General features: G+C 50.2%; 16 protein-coding genes and 1 other annotated feature. Of the genes, 8 read left to right on the top strand and 8 right to left on the bottom strand.

The features are described 5' to 3' along the window. The 4 genes from thrA to yjjY form a co-directional block, all read right to left on the bottom strand. Nucleotides 1-2,463 carry a bifunctional aspartate kinase/homoserine dehydrogenase I gene (thrA, locus tag J4728_RS17895; protein ID WP_001264677.1) on the bottom strand — a complete coding sequence of 821 codons (2,463 nt, stop codon included), beginning with the start codon at nt 2,461-2,463 and terminating at the stop codon, nt 1-3. A gap of 25 nt (nt 2,464-2,488) precedes the next feature. Further along, nucleotides 2,489-2,609: a sequence feature (Thr leader region), on the bottom strand. Further along, nucleotides 2,545-2,610, bottom strand: coding sequence for a thr operon leader peptide (gene thrL, locus J4728_RS17900; protein ID WP_001575544.1), 66 nt, complete (start codon nt 2,608-2,610; stop codon nt 2,545-2,547). Its footprint overlaps the feature before it by 65 nt. Nucleotides 2,611-2,823: 213 nt before the next feature. Beyond that, nucleotides 2,824-3,510: a tRNA/rRNA methyltransferase gene (locus tag J4728_RS17905; protein WP_001266769.1), complete on the bottom strand. Its 687-nt coding sequence runs from the start codon at nt 3,508-3,510 to the stop codon at nt 2,824-2,826. 399 nt (nt 3,511-3,909) lie between these two features. Next, complete coding sequence (gene yjjY, locus J4728_RS17910; RefSeq protein ID WP_001541509.1) at nt 3,910-4,050, bottom strand: protein YjjY; 141 nt, start codon at nt 4,048-4,050, stop codon at nt 3,910-3,912. A gap of 95 nt (nt 4,051-4,145) precedes the next feature. On the opposite strand from yjjY, the gene arcA reads away from it, so the two are divergent. From arcA to sthE, 8 genes are all read left to right on the top strand, one after another. After that, entirely contained in the window at nt 4,146-4,862 is a 717-nt protein-coding gene (gene arcA, locus J4728_RS17915) for a two-component system response regulator ArcA (RefSeq protein ID WP_001194359.1), read from the top strand. 266 nt (nt 4,863-5,128) lie between these two features. After that, nucleotides 5,129-5,443: a hypothetical protein gene (locus J4728_RS17920; RefSeq protein WP_000749514.1), complete on the top strand. Its 315-nt coding sequence runs from the start codon at nt 5,129-5,131 to the stop codon at nt 5,441-5,443. A 384-nt stretch (nt 5,444-5,827) separates the two neighbouring features. Further along, nucleotides 5,828-6,499, top strand: coding sequence for a winged helix-turn-helix transcriptional regulator (locus tag J4728_RS17925; protein ID WP_000811635.1), 672 nt, complete (start codon nt 5,828-5,830; stop codon nt 6,497-6,499). 338 nt (nt 6,500-6,837) lie between these two features. Then, entirely contained in the window at nt 6,838-7,383 is a 546-nt protein-coding gene (locus J4728_RS17930) for a fimbrial protein (RefSeq protein WP_000482239.1), read from the top strand. Nucleotides 7,384-7,453: 70 nt separating this feature from the next. Continuing rightward, nucleotides 7,454-8,137, top strand: a complete 684-nt coding sequence (gene sthA, locus J4728_RS17935) for a fimbrial biogenesis chaperone SthA (protein ID WP_208212160.1) — start codon at nt 7,454-7,456, stop codon at nt 8,135-8,137. Between the two features lie 45 nt (nt 8,138-8,182). Beyond that, a complete protein-coding gene (locus J4728_RS17940; RefSeq protein WP_001160707.1) occupies nt 8,183-10,720 on the top strand; it encodes a fimbrial outer membrane usher protein in 2,538 nt (845 codons plus the stop codon). 17 nt (nt 10,721-10,737) lie between these two features. Beyond that, nucleotides 10,738-11,295: a fimbrial protein gene (locus J4728_RS17945; protein ID WP_001056984.1), complete on the top strand. Its 558-nt coding sequence runs from the start codon at nt 10,738-10,740 to the stop codon at nt 11,293-11,295. 40 nt (nt 11,296-11,335) lie between these two features. Further along, nucleotides 11,336-12,421, top strand: a complete 1,086-nt coding sequence (gene sthE, locus J4728_RS17950) for a fimbrial major subunit SthE (RefSeq protein ID WP_001253761.1) — start codon at nt 11,336-11,338, stop codon at nt 12,419-12,421. A 57-nt stretch (nt 12,422-12,478) separates the two neighbouring features. On the opposite strand, the gene creD is transcribed toward sthE, so the two are convergent. Genes creD through creA form a run of 4 tightly spaced genes read right to left on the bottom strand, consistent with a single transcriptional unit; the run spans nt 12,479 to nt 16,485 of the window. Further along, nucleotides 12,479-13,828 (bottom strand): cell envelope integrity protein CreD, encoded by a 1,350-nt coding sequence (creD, locus tag J4728_RS17955; RefSeq protein WP_000920394.1) that lies wholly within the window; start codon nt 13,826-13,828, stop codon nt 12,479-12,481. A gap of 57 nt (nt 13,829-13,885) precedes the next feature. After that, on the bottom strand, nt 13,886-15,310 hold the full coding sequence (creC, locus tag J4728_RS17960) for a two-component system sensor histidine kinase CreC (protein WP_208212163.1): 1,425 nt from the start codon (nt 15,308-15,310) through the stop codon (nt 13,886-13,888). Further along, a complete protein-coding gene (gene creB / locus J4728_RS17965) occupies nt 15,310-15,999 on the bottom strand; it encodes a two-component system response regulator CreB (protein ID WP_001187046.1) in 690 nt (229 codons plus the stop codon). Before creB ends, creC begins: the two co-directional genes overlap by 1 nt. A 12-nt stretch (nt 16,000-16,011) precedes the next feature. Further along, entirely contained in the window at nt 16,012-16,485 is a 474-nt protein-coding gene (gene creA, locus J4728_RS17970) for a protein CreA (RefSeq protein ID WP_000875811.1), read from the bottom strand. Between the last annotated feature and the right edge of the window lie 14 nt (nt 16,486-16,499).

The following is a 16,499-nucleotide window of genomic DNA, read 5'->3' on the forward strand; positions in this document are numbered from 1 at the left end:
TTAAACTCCTAACTTCCATGAGAGGGTCCGTAACAGATCGGCAAACACGCCCGCCGCCGTCACATCATTGCCTGCGCCGTAGCCGCGCAGCACCAACGGCAAGGGCTGATAATAGTGGCTGTAGAACGCCAGCGCGTTTTCACCGTTTTTCACTTTGAAGAGCGGATCGTTACCATCAACTTCGGCAATTTTCACGCGGCACACGCCATCCTCTTCGATATTGCCCACATAGCGCAATACCTTACCTTCATCACGAGCTTTCGCCACACGGGCGGCAAACGCGTCGTCAAGCTGCGGCAGATGCGCCATAAAGGCGGTCACATCGCCGGAGGCGTCAAACTCGTCCGGCAACACCGGTTCAATCACAATATCGGAAAGCTCCAGCTCGCGGCCCGTCTCGCGGGCGAGGATCAACAGTTTACGCGCCACATCCATACCGGAAAGATCGTCGCGCGGATCGGGTTCGGTATAGCCCATCTCGCGCGCCAGCGCGGTCGCCTGTGAGAGACTCATCCCCTCTTCCAGTTTACCGAAAATAAAAGAGAGCGACCCGGAAAGAATGCCGGAAAATTTTTGCAGTTCATCACCGGCATTCAGCAGGTTTTGCAGGTTTTCGATTACCGGCAAACCGGCGCCGACGTTGGTGTCATACAAGAATTTGCGCCGTGATTGCGCGGCGGCGAAACGTAGCTGATGGTAGTAGTCCATCGACGAGGTGTTCGCTTTCTTGTTTGGCGTCACCACATGGAACCCTTCACGCAGGAAGTCGGCATATTGGTCGGCCACCGCCTGACTGGAGGTACAATCAACAATCACCGGATTGAGTAGATGATATTCTTTCACCAGGCGAATTAAGCGTCCCAGATTGAACGGCGCGTTCGCTTGCGCCAGTTCCGCCTGCCAGTTGTCCAGATTCAGGCCATGCACATTGGTTAGCAACGCCTTTGAGTTCGCCACGCCGCACACGCGTAGATCGATGTGCTTGTTCTTCAGCCAGGTTTGCTGACGTTTAAGCTGTTCCAGTAGCGCGCCGCCGACGCCGCCGACGCCAATGACAAACACTTCAATCACCTGATCGGTATTGAACAGCATCTGGTGCGTTACCCGCACGCCGGTGGTGGCATCGTCGTTATTCACCACCACAGAAATGGAACGCTCAGAAGATCCCTGAGCGATCGCCACGATATTGATATTGGCCCGCGCCAGCGCGGCGAAGAATTTCGCTGAAATGCCGCGTAGCGTGCGCATACCGTCGCCGACAACAGAGATAATCGCCAACCGCTCAGTAACCGCCAGCGGCTCCAGCAGCCCCTCTTTCAGCTCCAGATAGAACTCATCCTGCATCGCACGGCGGGCACGCGCGCAGTCACTCTGCGGCACACAGAAGCTGATGCTGTACTCAGAGGAGGACTGGGTAATGAGCACCACCGAGATCCCGGCGCGAGACATGGCGGCGAAAACACGCGCCGCCATCCCAATCATCCCTTTCATTCCCGGGCCGGAGACGCTAAACATCGCCATGTTGTTAAGGTTAGAGATCCCTTTAACCGGCAGATTATCATCGTCGCTGGACGCGCCGATCAGCGTTCCTGGCGCCTGCGGATTACCGGTATTTTTAATCAGACAGGGGATCTGGAACTGGGCGATAGGCGTTATGGTGCGAGGGTGAAGGACTTTGGCGCCGAAGTAAGAGAGTTCCATCGCTTCCTGGTAGGACATCGATTTCAGCAGTCTGGCGTCCGGCACCTGGCGCGGGTCACAGGTATACACGCCATCGACGTCAGTCCAGATTTCACAGCAGTCAGCGCGTAAACAGGCGGCCAGCACGGCGGCGGAATAGTCGGAACCATTACGGCCCAGCACCACCAGTTCTCCCTTTTCATTACCGGCGGTAAAGCCCGCCATCAGGATCATGTGATCGGCCGGGATCTGGCTGGCGGCGATACGGCGAGTCGATTCCGCGATATCGACGGTAGATTCAAGGTAATGGCCCACCGCCAGCAATTTTTCTACCGGATCGATCACCGTGACGCGATGCCCACGCGCCTCCAGAAGTCCCGCCATAATCGCGATCGACATTTTTTCGCCACGGCAAATCAGCGCGGCGTTGATGCTATCCGGGCACTGACCCAGCAGGCTGATACCATGCAAAACATGTTTGATCTGAGCGAATTCTTGTTCGACAACCATTTTCAACCGTGCAAGCGGGAATCCCGGCTGCGCGCTGGCAAGTCCTGCGAGCAGGTCAGAAAAAATACGTTCGGCATCGCTGATATTCGGCAAAGCATCCTGACCGCCGATAGTTTTTTCAATCATCGCCACCAGATGGTTGGTAATTTTCGCGGGGGCGGAAAGTACGGTCGCTACCTGCCCTTGCCTGGCATTGCTTTCCAGAATATCGGCAACACGCAGAAAACGTTCTGCATTTGCCACTGATGTACCGCCGAACTTCAACACTCGCATGGTTGTTACCTCGTGATCTCTGGTCGAAAAAAAAGCCCGCACTGTTCAGGTGCGGGCTTTTTTCTGTGTTTCCTGTACGCGTCAGCCCGCACCGTTACCTGTGGTAATGGTGATGGTGGTAATGGTGGTGGTGCTGATGCGGTTCATGGATGTTGTGTACTCTGTCATTTTTATTTGTCTGTCTTGTATTCCTATATTGGTTAAAGTATCTGCCCGCCTAAGTCAATAAATTTTTAAATTGATCACATTCCGAAATTTGTTCATGTGCTGCTGGCGATATATTTATTTTCAACCAATTCCCCCTGTTATGATCTCTTGAAACCAGACGTAATCTCTTATTATTTTAAAAATTACAGCACGTTATTTTGTTAGTTTTTTTTCAATATCATGAACCAAACGGTGCAACATTACCGTATCTCGCTGTCCCAGCAGGCCGATTCGCTGTTGTAGCCAGTCGGTTAATTTGTGGTCATCGGCCGCCTCCAGAGTCGTTAACAGACGTAAAAGGCGCGCGCGTAACGCCTGTAACTGCGATTCATCAGCAATATCAACGGATTCAGTGGTCTGTTGCATTAAACCTGCTAATTGATAGCAATACACCATGACCGCCTGACCCAGATTGAGCGAAGGGTAATCCGCCGCCATCGGCACGCCGGTCAATACATCCGCCAGCGCCAGCTCGTCATTGGTCAGACCGGAATCCTCACGGCCAAAAACCAGCGCGGCATGACGCATCCAGCGTGATTTTTCCTGTAATAAGGGAACCAGTTCAGCGGGCGAAGCGTAGTAATGAAATTTTGCCCGGCTGCGGGCTGTCGTCGCGACGGTAAAATCCACATCGTGGAGCGCGTCGGCAAGGGTGTGGAAAACCTCAATATTATCAATAATATCTCCAGATCCATGTGCGACCCAACGGGTGGCGGGCTCCAGGTGCGCCTGGCTGTCGACAATACGCAGGTCAGTAAATCCCATGGTCTTCATAGCCCGGGCGGCTGCGCCGATATTTTCCGCTCTGGCGGGAGCGACAAGAACGATTGTTACACGCATTTCATTACTCTTTTTGACTAATTTACAGGAAATTAGCTGGCGTTTGTAAGCATATTACGCTTCGCAAATTTACAAAATTTTAACGGATATCACTGAAAAAGCATTTTTGATTTCGTAAAAGACGCTACACTATTGCGTATCTGTACTATTGCTGTTTATGTTAACAGAACATCGTTATCCTGCTGTTTATTTAGGATAATTTAATTTAAAATAGATCCTGTTCTTTGGATTCATCACATTTATTAGTTGGCTTACGTAACTAGTTGGAATATTGCAAATTTGTGATGAAAGCTAGCATTTAGCTACGATGATTTCATCAAACTGTTAACGTGCTACAATTGAACTTGATATATGTCAACGAAGCGTAGTTTTATTAGGTGTCCGGTACGTCTTAGCCTGTTATGTTGCTGTTAAAATGGTTAGGATGACAGCCGTTTTTGACACTGTCGGGTCCAGAGGGAAAGTACCCACGACCAAGCTAATGATGTTGTTGACGTTGATGGAAAGTGCATCAAGAACGCAATTACGTACTTTAGTCATGTTACGCCGATCATGTTAATTTGCGACATGCATCAGGCAGGTCAGGGACTTTTGTACTTCCTGTTTCGATTTAGTTGGCAATTTAGGTAGCAAACATGCAGACCCCGCACATTCTTATCGTTGAAGACGAGTTGGTAACACGCAACACGTTGAAAAGTATTTTCGAAGCGGAAGGCTATGATGTATTCGAAGCGACAGATGGCGCGGAAATGCATCAGATCCTCTCTGAATATGACATCAACCTGGTGATCATGGATATCAATCTGCCAGGGAAAAACGGTCTCCTGTTAGCGCGTGAACTGCGTGAACAGGCTAACGTTGCGCTGATGTTCCTGACGGGCCGCGATAACGAAGTCGACAAAATTCTCGGCCTCGAAATCGGCGCGGATGATTACATCACCAAACCGTTTAACCCACGCGAATTGACCATCCGTGCCCGCAACCTGCTGTCCCGTACCATGAACCTGGGTACCGTCAGCGAAGAGCGTCGTAGCGTTGAAAGCTACAAGTTCAACGGTTGGGAACTGGATATCAACAGTCGTTCACTGATCGGCCCGGACGGCGAGCAGTATAAACTACCGCGCAGCGAGTTCCGCGCGATGCTTCACTTCTGCGAAAACCCTGGCAAAATTCAGTCGCGCGCAGAGCTGTTGAAGAAAATGACCGGCCGCGAGCTGAAGCCGCATGACCGTACTGTTGACGTTACCATTCGTCGTATTCGTAAGCATTTCGAATCCACGCCGGATACGCCGGAAATCATCGCCACCATTCACGGCGAAGGTTATCGCTTCTGCGGCGACCTGCAGGATTAATTCGGCCCAGGCGCCAAACCGTAAAAACAGCCGGTAAGTTATTCTTACTGGCTGTTTCTTATGTCCCCCTTCCGCTAAGCGGCCTCGCTTTCCCTCCTGACCTGCCGTTATGACGTACTCTTTTACATAAAAATTGTCGTATAGCGCTGTTTATCTCAGCTTGCGAAAGTTAAGGTAGTTTGTGTATTTACATTAAAGAGTAATACACGGGATTTGTTAGTCCCCAAAAAATAAGGGGATGCTCACAGGACGTGAGGTTTCAAAGGATGAAAAAATCACCATTATGCTGCTACCTGTTTTGTGCAGCGATGTCAGCTTCACCAGCCGCGCTGGCTGCTACCGCGCCGGTCTCCGCAGGCGTTATTCATTTCAAAGGCCAGATTGTCGAATATGGTTGTAATCTTGCGCCTCACGATCGCAATATCGAGGTATCATGTTTGCGGAATAATATCCCCCATTTACAGACAGTCGCCACACCGTCTGGAAACGCTATTTCGTTGATGAATGGAATCGCCACGGTACGGCACGTGTCGTTAAAAGATCATCCGGAGATTCAAAGCCTGATCGTCCAGTACCGCTAACCGCTTATGGCTCCCGCCGGGAGGAGTTCCGGCAGGCGGCGATTTCGCTCAGTAAAACGCCGCCTGCCTGCATTTTGTACTTTTCTCTCATTCGTATCCTACAACAGCGATGTTCATCGCTTCGCTATCCTGTACGCTCTACGCGCTCGTTAAGCACGGTACCTATGATAGCTGTCATAAAATGATTGCAAATAAAATCATCACATTTACTATGGTTAACCTTACAAACAGCGTTGTCGCTCATGCATTGATAAGGTGAATACATTGACTTAAATATTCTTGTTGGCTATTTTAATTTACTTAATTATAATTTTAAGTGAATATTAAATTTATGTTTACCTTTTAATAGTCAACCACTTTATCAGCCATAATAATGGGGAAGATATGAAGCAGTTAAACGGCGGGAATGTGTATCGTCCCACAGGGAAAGAAAAAAACCTGCAAGCCATTTTAAATATTCATCGGCACGTTATTCAAAACATCTCCCCTGTCACTATTACGGCCGGTAAAACACTGGATATCAAGATTGATAATCAATCCCACATCCTGTTAATCACTAAAGGCGCTATTAAAGTATGTCGGCGTATCGACAGCATTGTAATGGGCTGCGGTGTCTCACCAATGATTTTAGGCCTTGTAGATGCCTATGCTGACTTATACCAGTTAGAAGAGAATTCAGACGTCTTTTTTATCGCCGAAACCACCTGTGAATATTATCCTGTCCCAGTAAAAGATTTTGTGGAAATAGCCGATGAAAAGCATCTCTGGCGTGACATTTCGAACATCCTGATGTACCGCATTGCTTTCATGACTAACCGTGACAGAAACCTTATCGGGCAGGACGCCTATAGCCAGATAAAAGCGCTGTTACTTGAACTGTGGTCGTATCCTGAAAGCTCACGATTTGAGATCAACGCACAGAACTTCATACAGCAGAGAACCGGGCTTTCACGCAGCCGTATCATGCAGGTACTTTCAGAACTAAAAGCGGGGGACTATATAAAAATACTGCATGGAAGACTGTTAGAGCTTCGAAACCTGCCGGTTTCATTTTAAACGGACAAGCGTCGTATATTCTTAAAAATAAAGCAATATAGAGTTAAATAAATCCTCCAGGAAATAATAACTATTATCAAAAAAGAGATCTTGCTCTATAAATCTAGTCATCAACCATACTTCTTTAGTGGTATTTTATTAAACTTTGTTACCGGGTCCGAAACTGGACTGCCGTTCAATATTGCATCAGAATTTTTATTGAGTTCATAGTTGATATACGTAGAATAGCCGCCTGCTTATCTACAGAACAGAAAGAAGCGCATACAGAGTAAAATATAATATTTTATTTTATATAGCTATCTTTATTTTTCAGCGAATAGAATCAGGCAACAATTAATATGTTTAATAAGAAAATTATCATCCTGGCAATGTTAACTGCCGTAGCATCCACACCGGTATTTGCCCAGAACACGATTACGTTCAATGGCAAAATTTACGATCAGGCGTGTACGGTTCAGGTTAATGGCTCCACGGATACCACCATTGATTTAGGCAATTACAGCAAAGAACGCATCGCGGAAAAAGGCGCCACAACCGATTACGTGCCGTTTACCGTAAGCCTGGTTAGCTGCCCGGAAGCAGGGACTGGCGTACCAACCCAGGCCATGTTCCGCTTCCACGGCGCAACAGATGATTCCAACCCAACGTACTTCAAAAACGCGGACGAAGGATCGGAAACGGGCGCCGCGGGTGTCGGTATTTCTATTCAGAACGCTTCACATAGCGATGTGACAGATAACACGGATGATGCCGCAGTAAACCTGCCAACCGACGGCTCGACAGCAGACTTTACCTATTACGCCGCCATGGCAAACGATGGTTCCGCAACCGTAACCGGTGGAGATGTTAGCACTCAGGTTACGTATACCGTTTCGTATCAGTAAGGCATTCTCATCCTGATGTGGACAGGCAGGATGCCAGTCCATAGCGTAAAACATCTTTACAGAGTAAAAAATGAATCACATAAAGAAATCCGTGTTGGTCGTATTACTGACAAGCCATGTTGCCTATGCCAGCATTGTTGTTGGCGGAACCCGACTGGTTTTCGACGGCAATAATGATGAGTCGTCAATCAATGTAGAGAATAAAGACAGCAAAGCGAATCTTGTTCAGTCATGGTTATCGGTTGCCGATCCCCAGGTCACAAATAAGCAGGCGTTTATTATCACCCCGCCTCTTTTTCGCCTTGATGCCGGGCAAAAGAACAGTATTCGGGTTATTCGCTCTGGCGCCCCCCTACCTGCAGATCGGGAGTCTATGTACTGGCTCAATATTAAGGGTATTCCTTCTATTGATGATAATGCCTCCGCGAACCGCGTGGAAATCTCCATTAATACCCAAATAAAGCTTATATATCGACCGCCAGCATTAACAAAATCAACGCCTGATAGCCAGAGCCAACAATTAAAATGGCAGACGGCAGGTGATGTTATTACCGTAAATAACCCCACTCCCTATTATATGAACTTTGCCAGTGTGACGCTTAACAGCCATGAAGTGAAATCAGCGACCTTCGTTCCGCCAAAATCATCAGCGTCATTTAAATTGAGTTCTACTGCCGCCCCTCATGGCACGGTAACGTGGCGATTAATCAGCGATTATGGGATGAGTTTAGAGCCGCATTCCGGTTCATTCTAGCCATTAACGACTTCACTTTACTTTTACCCTTTCAGGACTTTTACTGTGCAATTCTCCAGAGTAGAGCCCCGTTCTCAATTAGCGTTATCGTTTCTCTTTATATGCTGTTCCATAAAACCAGCGTTAGCGCATGATCATTTTAATCCATTATCGTTGGAAAATGATGAACCGGGCGTGGAGAATGTCGATCTATCGGTTTTCGAAAAGGGGGGGCAGGCAGAAGGCACCTATAATGTTGATATTTATATTAATAACACCAGTGTTGAAACAAAAAATATTGCCTTTAAAAATAAAAAATCAGCAGATAATAAGCTCTCCCTACAGCCGTGTCTTAGCGTTGAACAACTCAAGCAGTGGGGCGTAAAAACAGAAAACTTCCCCGAGCTTAAAAATGACCCAAACGGGTGTACCGATCTTAGTCTGCTGGCTGGCGCTGTAGCAAAGTTTAATGTCATCGGTAACCGGCTGGATTTAGCGATCCCTCAAATCGCGTTGATCGCCGACCCGCGAGAATTCGTCCCTACCAGCGAATGGGATGAAGGCATTAATGCTTTTTTGCTGAACTACAGTTTTACCGGATCGCAGGATCACGATATTGATGAAAACCGGACGGAAAATAGCGAATACGCTAACCTGCGCCCTGGTATTAACATTGGCGCATGGCGTTTTCGTAACTACTCAACCTGGAATCATGATAGCGATGGGCAAAATAGCTGGGATTCTGCCTACACCTATGTTTCTCGCGATATCGAATTTTTAAAAGGACAGCTGATCGCCGGGGAAAATAACACGCCCGCGGACGTCTTTGACAGTATTTCATTTAAGGGCGTACAGATCTCTTCTGATGACGATATGTTGCCGGACAGTATGAAAGGGTTCGCCCCGGTCATTCGCGGGGTGGCCAAAAGCAGCGCGCAGGTAACCGTTGAACAAAACGGTTATACCATCTACAAAACTAACGTTCCGGCGGGTCCATTCGCCATCAACGATCTTTATCCAACCGGCGGTTCGGGCGACCTGTACGTCACCATCAAAGAATCCGATGGTTCTGAACAGCATTTCATTGTGCCCTACGCCAGCGTTCCGGTATTACAGCGTGAAGGCCACCTGAAATACGACCTGACGGTAGGCCGCACGCGTTCATCAGATACGCATTCCGCGCAACAGAACTTCGCTGAACTGACGGCCTTATACGGATTAGCAGGCGGCATAACCGCCTATGGCGGAATAGAGAGTACGCTGAGCAATGATGTTTATCATGCGGCGCTCATCGGGACAGGCTTAAACCTTGGCGATCTGGGCGCATTGTCTTTAGACGTCACCAACTCATGGTCAAAAATTAAAGCAGGCGATGTGGTTAGCGATACGCTTACCGGACAATCCTGGCGTATTCGTTACAGCAAAGATATTCAGTCAACAGGCACCAATTTCACTGTCGCCGGCTACCGTTATTCGACCAAAGATTACTACGCTCTTGAGGATGTGCTGGATACCTATAGCGATAATAGTCACTATGATCATGTACGTAATCGCACCGACCTGTCGTTATCGCAAGACATTATCTACGGTTCCATTTCACTCACTTTATATAATGAAGATTACTGGAATGACACTCATACCACATCATTAGGTATTGGCTATAACAACACATGGCATAACGTAAGCTATGGCATTAACTATTCTTATACGCTGAACGCCGATAATTCTCAGGATGAAGACGACGATACGGAAGACAGTAATGACCAGCAAATTTCAATCAATATTAGTATTCCGTTAGATGCCTTTATGCCGTCAACGTATGCCACCTACAATATGAACTCCGCGAAAGACGGCGATACCACGCATACTGTCGGTTTAAACGGAACAGCGCTGGCACAGAAAAATCTCTCATGGAGCGTTCAGGAAGGTTATTCCTCTCAAGAGAAAGCCACCAGCGGTAATGTGAGCGCAACCTATAACGGGACGTATGCGGATATTAACGGCGGATATAGCTACGATAATCATATGCGTCGCCTGAATTATGGCGTTCAGGGCGGCGTACTGTTACATCGAAATGGCCTGACACTATCCCAGCCAATGGACGACACCATCATATTGGTTAAAGCCCCTGGCGCAGCGGGTGTCCCCGTGAATAACGAAACGGGCGTGGACACCGATTTTCGGGGTTATGCCGTCGTACCTTATGCTTCGCCTTACCATCGTAATGAAGTCTCTTTAGATACGACGGGCATTAGAAAAAATATTGAGCTCATTGATACCAGTAAAACGCTGGTGCCTACCCGTGGCGCGGTGGTCAGGGCTGAATATAAAACCAATATTGGTTACAAGGCATTGATGGTATTAACCCGCATAAACAATCTTCCTGTTCCTTTTGGCGCGACCGTCTCGTCTTTAACAAAACCAGACAATCACAGCAGTTTTGTTGGTGATGCGGGGCAAGCCTGGTTAACCGGACTGGAAAAACAAGGGCGGTTATTAGTGAAGTGGGGACCAACAGCAGCAGACCGGTGTCAGGTCTCCTATCGTATACCGAGCTCCCCCTCCGCTTCTGGCGTAGAAATCTTACACGAGCAATGCCAGTGATTCTGGTGGGATAAAAGATGAATATGAACAGATTTGCTGCATTAGCCGCCCTGTTAACGTTCACGGGTCTGGCATTATGGTCGCCATCGATCAGCGCGGCATACAATACCGCAGATGCCGTAGACATTAACGTTACGGGATTAATTTATGCCGATCCGTGTACCGTGACGGTCCCCGACACGCTCTCTCTTGGACAATATGCCCGGGCGGATATCGCCGTGGCCGGCGGCAATACCGCCACCATTCCTTTCACCATAAAAATGACGAATTGCCCGGCAACGACCACAAAAGCCGCGATTTCATTTAACGGCGTACCTTATCCCGATCCAAATTATGCTTCTGCGATTTATGCAAACAGCGCGGCCAATCCGGCGCAGGATTTAGGATTACAGCTTTTTAACCTGGACGGTAAAAGTCTGGTCAATCTGGCCAACAACGTCACTTACACGGTGGATATCAACAGTAATACCCATGAAGCCAATTTGCCTGTCGCCGCAAGGATGTATACCCCGTATGGAAAAGTCACGGCAGGGGATTTCACGTCCGTTGTGACGATCACTATCGCATGGCAATAACATCTTTCTATTTCACCTGGTATAAAAGCAGGAATTTTTCATGAGAAGGTTATATCTGGCGCTTATTCTGCTGTTCGCGTATTCCGGTCATGGTTACGCCTCCTGTAAACGTTCCGGAAATGAAGGCGCGATCACTATCACCCCGCCGTCGCAGCTTGTGGTGGATAGCCACGCCTATACCGCAGGCGAAGTGTTGTGGCAATCGGGCTGGGTTTCCACCTCCGAAGTCACAATGGATGGCTGTAGTCGCGATTATAAGGTCGGTTTTTTATATGAACCCGGTAGCGCGCAGTCAAATACATCAGCGACAATCAATGCGAATGACGGGAACAACACACCGGTATTTAGCACCGGCATTTCCGGCGTGGGCATTGCGATTAAAACCCAAACGAATGCTGGCCCTTACGATAATGTCATGCCAATCGATAATACCTACCATAATGGCGATGGCAATAAAACACACCATGCGATGGCTCCCGCCTACAATGTTGAACTGGTCGCCTTAGGCGGTCCGATCACCTCCGGTACCGCGACATTCCAAAGCCCACTGGCGCGCGTATCTTTTCGCGATAGCGCAACGGAAGACTCCGGCGGCGATATCCTGACCCATCTGTATTTGGGGAATACGCAATTGATTATGAAAGCGATGGGATGTCGGGTAGAAACACCTGCCATCACCGTTGATTTAGGCAGCGTCAATTTAGGCAGTTTCGCTAACAGTCAAACTGCGGGCACAGGCGAGCAGGATATCTTATTGACCTGCGAACAAGGCACCGCTATCTCCGCATCGTTAAGCGCCCAACCGGCCAGCGGAAATAACCCTGATAATTCAGTCATCCAGTTGAGCAATGCGAGCGCGCCAACCAGCGCAACCGGCGTTGGCGTACAGTTGGGTATTCAGGCGCCGGACGCCGGTTTCTTTACCGACAGTTTGCCAATTAATCAAAAAATTGATCTCTTTACTCACACGATTACCACCAATGCCGATGGCAGCCAGACGGTTAACGGCGGAACCATGAATATGTCCACCACCCTGAAAATTAGCGCGCGCTACTATAAAACCGCCGCCACGGTAACGGCCGGGCAAGCGAATGCCACGGCAACATTAAACCTGACCTATAACTAACGGCATCACATTTTCTGGCGCTGCGCGGGAAAACGTTAACGCGCGCGCCCGTAAAATTTATTTCCACAAACGTAATTCGTCATCTTTTACTGGCGGTAATGACTTACGTTGCTGACAAGAGAGCGAATACCAGTCCAGATGGCGCGTCAGGAACATCACGCCGCCAAGCGCCAGTAGCAGAACGCCGGTCCCCAGAAGCAACGAGCTATCTTCCGAACGCAGCAATCCCCACATCACGCCATCCAGCGCCAATAACGCTAACGTAAACAGTACGCTATTGCGCCATCCTTTCAGCACCGCCTGCAAATAAACGCTATTCATCAACGCGCCCACCAGGCTTGCGGCGATCCAGGCTGGCGTGAAACCGATATGTTCCGACAGTGCCAGCAACAGCAGGTAGAACATCACCAGCGATAACCCCACCAGCAGATACTGCATCGGGTGTAACCGCTGCCCCGTCAGGGTTTCGAAGACAAAGAAAGCCATAAACGTTAGCGTAATCAACAAAATGGCATATTTCGTCGCTCTGTCCGTCAGTTGATACTGATCGGCTGGCGTCGATACAGCGACGCTAAACGCCGGTAAGTTGTCCCAATCCACCTTTTGCGCATCAGCAAACTGTTCGCCGAGATTCGTGGCAAACCGGCTGGTTTGCCACTGGGCCTGAAATCCTGAACCGCTGATTTCGCGTTTACCGGGAAGAAAATCCCCCACAAAATTTGGGTGCGGCCAGTTACTGGTCAGGGTCATTTCACTGCTACGCCCGACGGGAACCAGTGAAAAGCTGCCGGTTCCGCTTAAATTTAACGACATCGCCAACGTCAGGTTGCGCGTCGCCCACTGACTGTCCGGCAGCGGGATATGAATGCCCTCTCTACTTTCCGGTAAGCCGGTCCCCGGTTCTACAGTGAGCATTTCACCATTCACCTGCGGCGCTTTTACTGCGCTGATACCGCGCGCATCGCCGACGCCCACGACGATAAAGGGCTTTCCAAGGGTAATGTTCGGTCTGTTCAGCTCATGCAGACGGGCCACATCAAACTCCGCCTTTATCGCCATATCGGTATGCCACACCTGCCCCTGATAAATACCTATTTTTCGCGCTTCAACGTTTTGATTGCCTTCGACCAATAGCGACTCCGGCAGCCAAAAATAGAGATAGCTGCGCTTATACTGGACCTCTTTCTCCTCTTCCAGCACGGTATAGAGCTCTGTCACCGGAATCGCCACCAGCGGGCCGACAACCTTTTGTGGGCCGCTGGTACTCTGACGAATAGCATTCTCCACATGGCTTCGATAATCAGCACGCTCCACGATGGTGTGCCGTACCATCATCAGGGGAATTAACAGCAGGATCATGGCGCCGCCTAACGTAATCATTTTCCACAACAGGGGGGATTTCAACATAGCGTTCTCCTTTGCAATGCCAGCAGTGTAAGAACGCGATGTGGGGAGAATTTGAAGTTATGTGAAGTGACGGTGAAGTGTCAACGAGGCCAGCACGCCGCCTTCGGGACGGTTGCACAACGTCACCTCACCGTTGAGGAGCCGCGCCGCCTCGCTGACAAACGCCAGCCCAAGCCCGCTGCTTTTACGCCCGTTTTCACGGGGCAACGAATAGAATCGGTCGAAAATGCGCGGCAGCGCAAAATCAGGAATACCACAGCCGGAATCCGTCACCTGCAGGATCGCTTTCTCCCCCATCGGCTGAGCGTTTAATGTGATAACGCCATTTTCAGGCGTAAAGTCGATGGCATTGTCCAACACATTGCCCAACGCCTGCGCCAGAAGCTCCGCGTCGGCGACGACAACCAGCGAGGAAGGCCGTAGAGTAAGCGTGATCTTTTTTGCCGCCAACTGAATACTGCGCGCCTCGCTAAGCTGCGTAAATAGCTCATCAACAGCAACCGGCGCGAGAGGGATATCCTGTCGGTTTTCCAGCCGCGCCTGGCGCAGCAGGGTTTCTACCAGCGCCTGCATTCGCGTATTTTGCGCCAGTATATTCTCTGTAAAGCGGGTAACCACATCCGCGGGCGGTCCTTCACGCAGAATCTCCGCCGCGCCGCGTATCGCCGCCAGCGGACTTTTCAGCTCATGAGTCAACGCATACACGTACTGCTCAATGTCATTCTTGCCTTCCAGCTTAATGCGCATACTCTCCAGCGCCTGCGCCAGTTTACGCAGCTCGCTGCTGCCTAATGCAGGTAACGCAAGCGGGCGGTTTTCGGTGACAGAATCCGCATAGCGCGTCAACCGGGCGATGGAGCGGTTAATCCACCAGACCATCCCCGCGCCAATCGCCAGCGCAATTCCCAGTAAAACGGCGCTGGCCCACAGAATGCGCCGTTCGCTGCGCTTAATCACCGGCGCCATTGCCGCATTCGGTTTACCGACAGACAGGACGCCGATAATCCGTCCATCGCTGATTATCGGCGCGGCTACGTACATCACGGTGCTATTGGGATCGGCAGAATCTTTTGCCGTGCTGCGGGCGCCATACTGTCCGCGCAGCGTAAGCCAGACGTCATTCCAGCGAGAATAATCCTGTCCCACCGCTTTGTTTTCCGAATCAAACAACACCTTCCCCTGCGCATCCGTCATATAGACATGGTATTCATTGCGCACTTTGACGATCCCGCTGATATTGGCGCGAAACGGGCGATGTTGCAGTTGGGCGAATGCTTTCGCCAACTGGCCGTCAGTCGGGTTGCCGGAAAGGAGATCGTCGCGGGCCAGCGCCGCCAGCAGCGTCGCGGTGTCAATCAGCGTCCCTTCCGTCGCGCGGCGGACGCCCGGCTTTATCTCCTGAACGAAGATAGACAGCACAAACACGGCGGCGACGGCGACAATAAGAAAGTAGCCCAGCAGCAAACGCATTCCGATGCGCATCAGACGCTCCTCAGGCTGTATCCCATTCCACGATGCGTGTTAATTGGCGAGAGATCCGGGTTGATCGCGCGTAGCTTAGCGCGCAGGGTTTTGATGTGTGTATCGACCGTCCGATCGAAGGTCTCCTGGGCATCAGACCAGACAATATCCATCAATTGCTGGCGCGAGTACACGCGCTCCGGCGACAGCAGCAGGGTTTTAAGGAGCAGAAACTCATAACGCGTCAGCGAGAGCGGCGTACCAAACCAGGCGATCTGCGCCGCCGGTTCATTGAGTTCAAAATGTCCGGTACGCACCACCGGCGACGGCGCAGCAAACTTTTTCACCCGGCGCAGCAGCGTGCGCACGCGGGCGCTCACTTCGCGCGGCGAGAACGGCTTGGCGACATAATCATCTGCGCCAATCTCCAGACCAAGCAATCGATCCACTTCATCGCTACGGGCAGTCAGGAAAAGAATCGGCAGCGCAGGATGGCGTTCCAGCAACTGCCGACACAGCTCAAAGCCGCTGATATCCGGTAGTCCCACATCGAGAATCACCGCATCCGGCCGTTGCTGACGCGCTTTTTCCAGCGCGGGCAGCCCGCGAGCGAATAGCTCAACGGTAAACCCTTCCAGTTGCAGGGTGTAGATGAGCGTATCGGCGATTCCCTGTTCATCCTCGACTAACCAGACCTGCGGTTGCTGCATACTCTTTCCCTGTTATTGTCGCCACGGCATGACCGGCACCGCGCTGATGGCGTTCTTCGGCGACCCGTCGACTACTTTGTCGGAGTAGGCCAGATACGCCAGCGTGTTGCGTTTCTCATCATAGAAACGCACGACCTGCAATGACTTAAATATCAATGAGGTGCGTTTTTTGAACACCACCTCTCCCTGCGCCTTGCCGTTCTTAATTTTGTCGCTCAGTTCAATAGGCCCGACCTGCTGGCAAGAGATAGCGGCGTCAGACGTATCTTCCGCCAGCCCCAATCCGCCTTTTATGCCGCCCGTTTTCGCCCGGCTAACATAGCACGTCACGTTTTTGACATCAGGATCGTCAAAAGCTTCCACCACGATTTTATGGTCAGGACCGAACATTTTAAATACCGTATCGACTGAACCAATTTGTTCCGCGCGGGCGCTCTGCCCCAGCAGCAACAAAATTGAGAAAAGTACTAAGCTCTTGTATTTCATATTGTTACCATTCA

It is taken from the genome of Salmonella sp. 32070601201500089SM (assembly GCF_017573605.1).
GTDB lineage: Bacteria > Pseudomonadota > Gammaproteobacteria > Enterobacterales > Enterobacteriaceae > Salmonella > Salmonella enterica.

Bases quoted from the DNA above. Each gene is read 5' to 3' on its own strand.
- thrA (WP_001264677.1), bottom strand. From the start codon at position 2,463: ATGCGAGTGTTGAAGTTCGGCGGTACATCAGTGGCAAATGCAGAACGT.
- J4728_RS17905 (WP_001266769.1), bottom strand. From the start codon at position 3,510: ATGCGTGTAACAATCGTTCTTGTCGCTCCCGCCAGAGCGGAAAATATC.
- yjjY (WP_001541509.1), bottom strand. From the start codon at position 4,050: ATGACTAAAGTACGTAATTGCGTTCTTGATGCACTTTCCATCAACGTC.
- arcA (WP_001194359.1), top strand. From the start codon at position 4,146: ATGCAGACCCCGCACATTCTTATCGTTGAAGACGAGTTGGTAACACGC.
- J4728_RS17920 (WP_000749514.1), top strand. From the start codon at position 5,129: ATGAAAAAATCACCATTATGCTGCTACCTGTTTTGTGCAGCGATGTCA.
- J4728_RS17925 (WP_000811635.1), top strand. From the start codon at position 5,828: ATGAAGCAGTTAAACGGCGGGAATGTGTATCGTCCCACAGGGAAAGAA.
- J4728_RS17930 (WP_000482239.1), top strand. From the start codon at position 6,838: ATGTTTAATAAGAAAATTATCATCCTGGCAATGTTAACTGCCGTAGCA.
- sthA (WP_208212160.1), top strand. From the start codon at position 7,454: ATGAATCACATAAAGAAATCCGTGTTGGTCGTATTACTGACAAGCCAT.
- J4728_RS17945 (WP_001056984.1), top strand. From the start codon at position 10,738: ATGAATATGAACAGATTTGCTGCATTAGCCGCCCTGTTAACGTTCACG.
- sthE (WP_001253761.1), top strand. From the start codon at position 11,336: ATGAGAAGGTTATATCTGGCGCTTATTCTGCTGTTCGCGTATTCCGGT.
- creD (WP_000920394.1), bottom strand. From the start codon at position 13,828: ATGTTGAAATCCCCCCTGTTGTGGAAAATGATTACGTTAGGCGGCGCC.
- creC (WP_208212163.1), bottom strand. From the start codon at position 15,310: ATGCGCATCGGAATGCGTTTGCTGCTGGGCTACTTTCTTATTGTCGCC.
- creB (WP_001187046.1), bottom strand. From the start codon at position 15,999: ATGCAGCAACCGCAGGTCTGGTTAGTCGAGGATGAACAGGGAATCGCC.
- creA (WP_000875811.1), bottom strand. From the start codon at position 16,485: ATGAAATACAAGAGCTTAGTACTTTTCTCAATTTTGTTGCTGCTGGGG.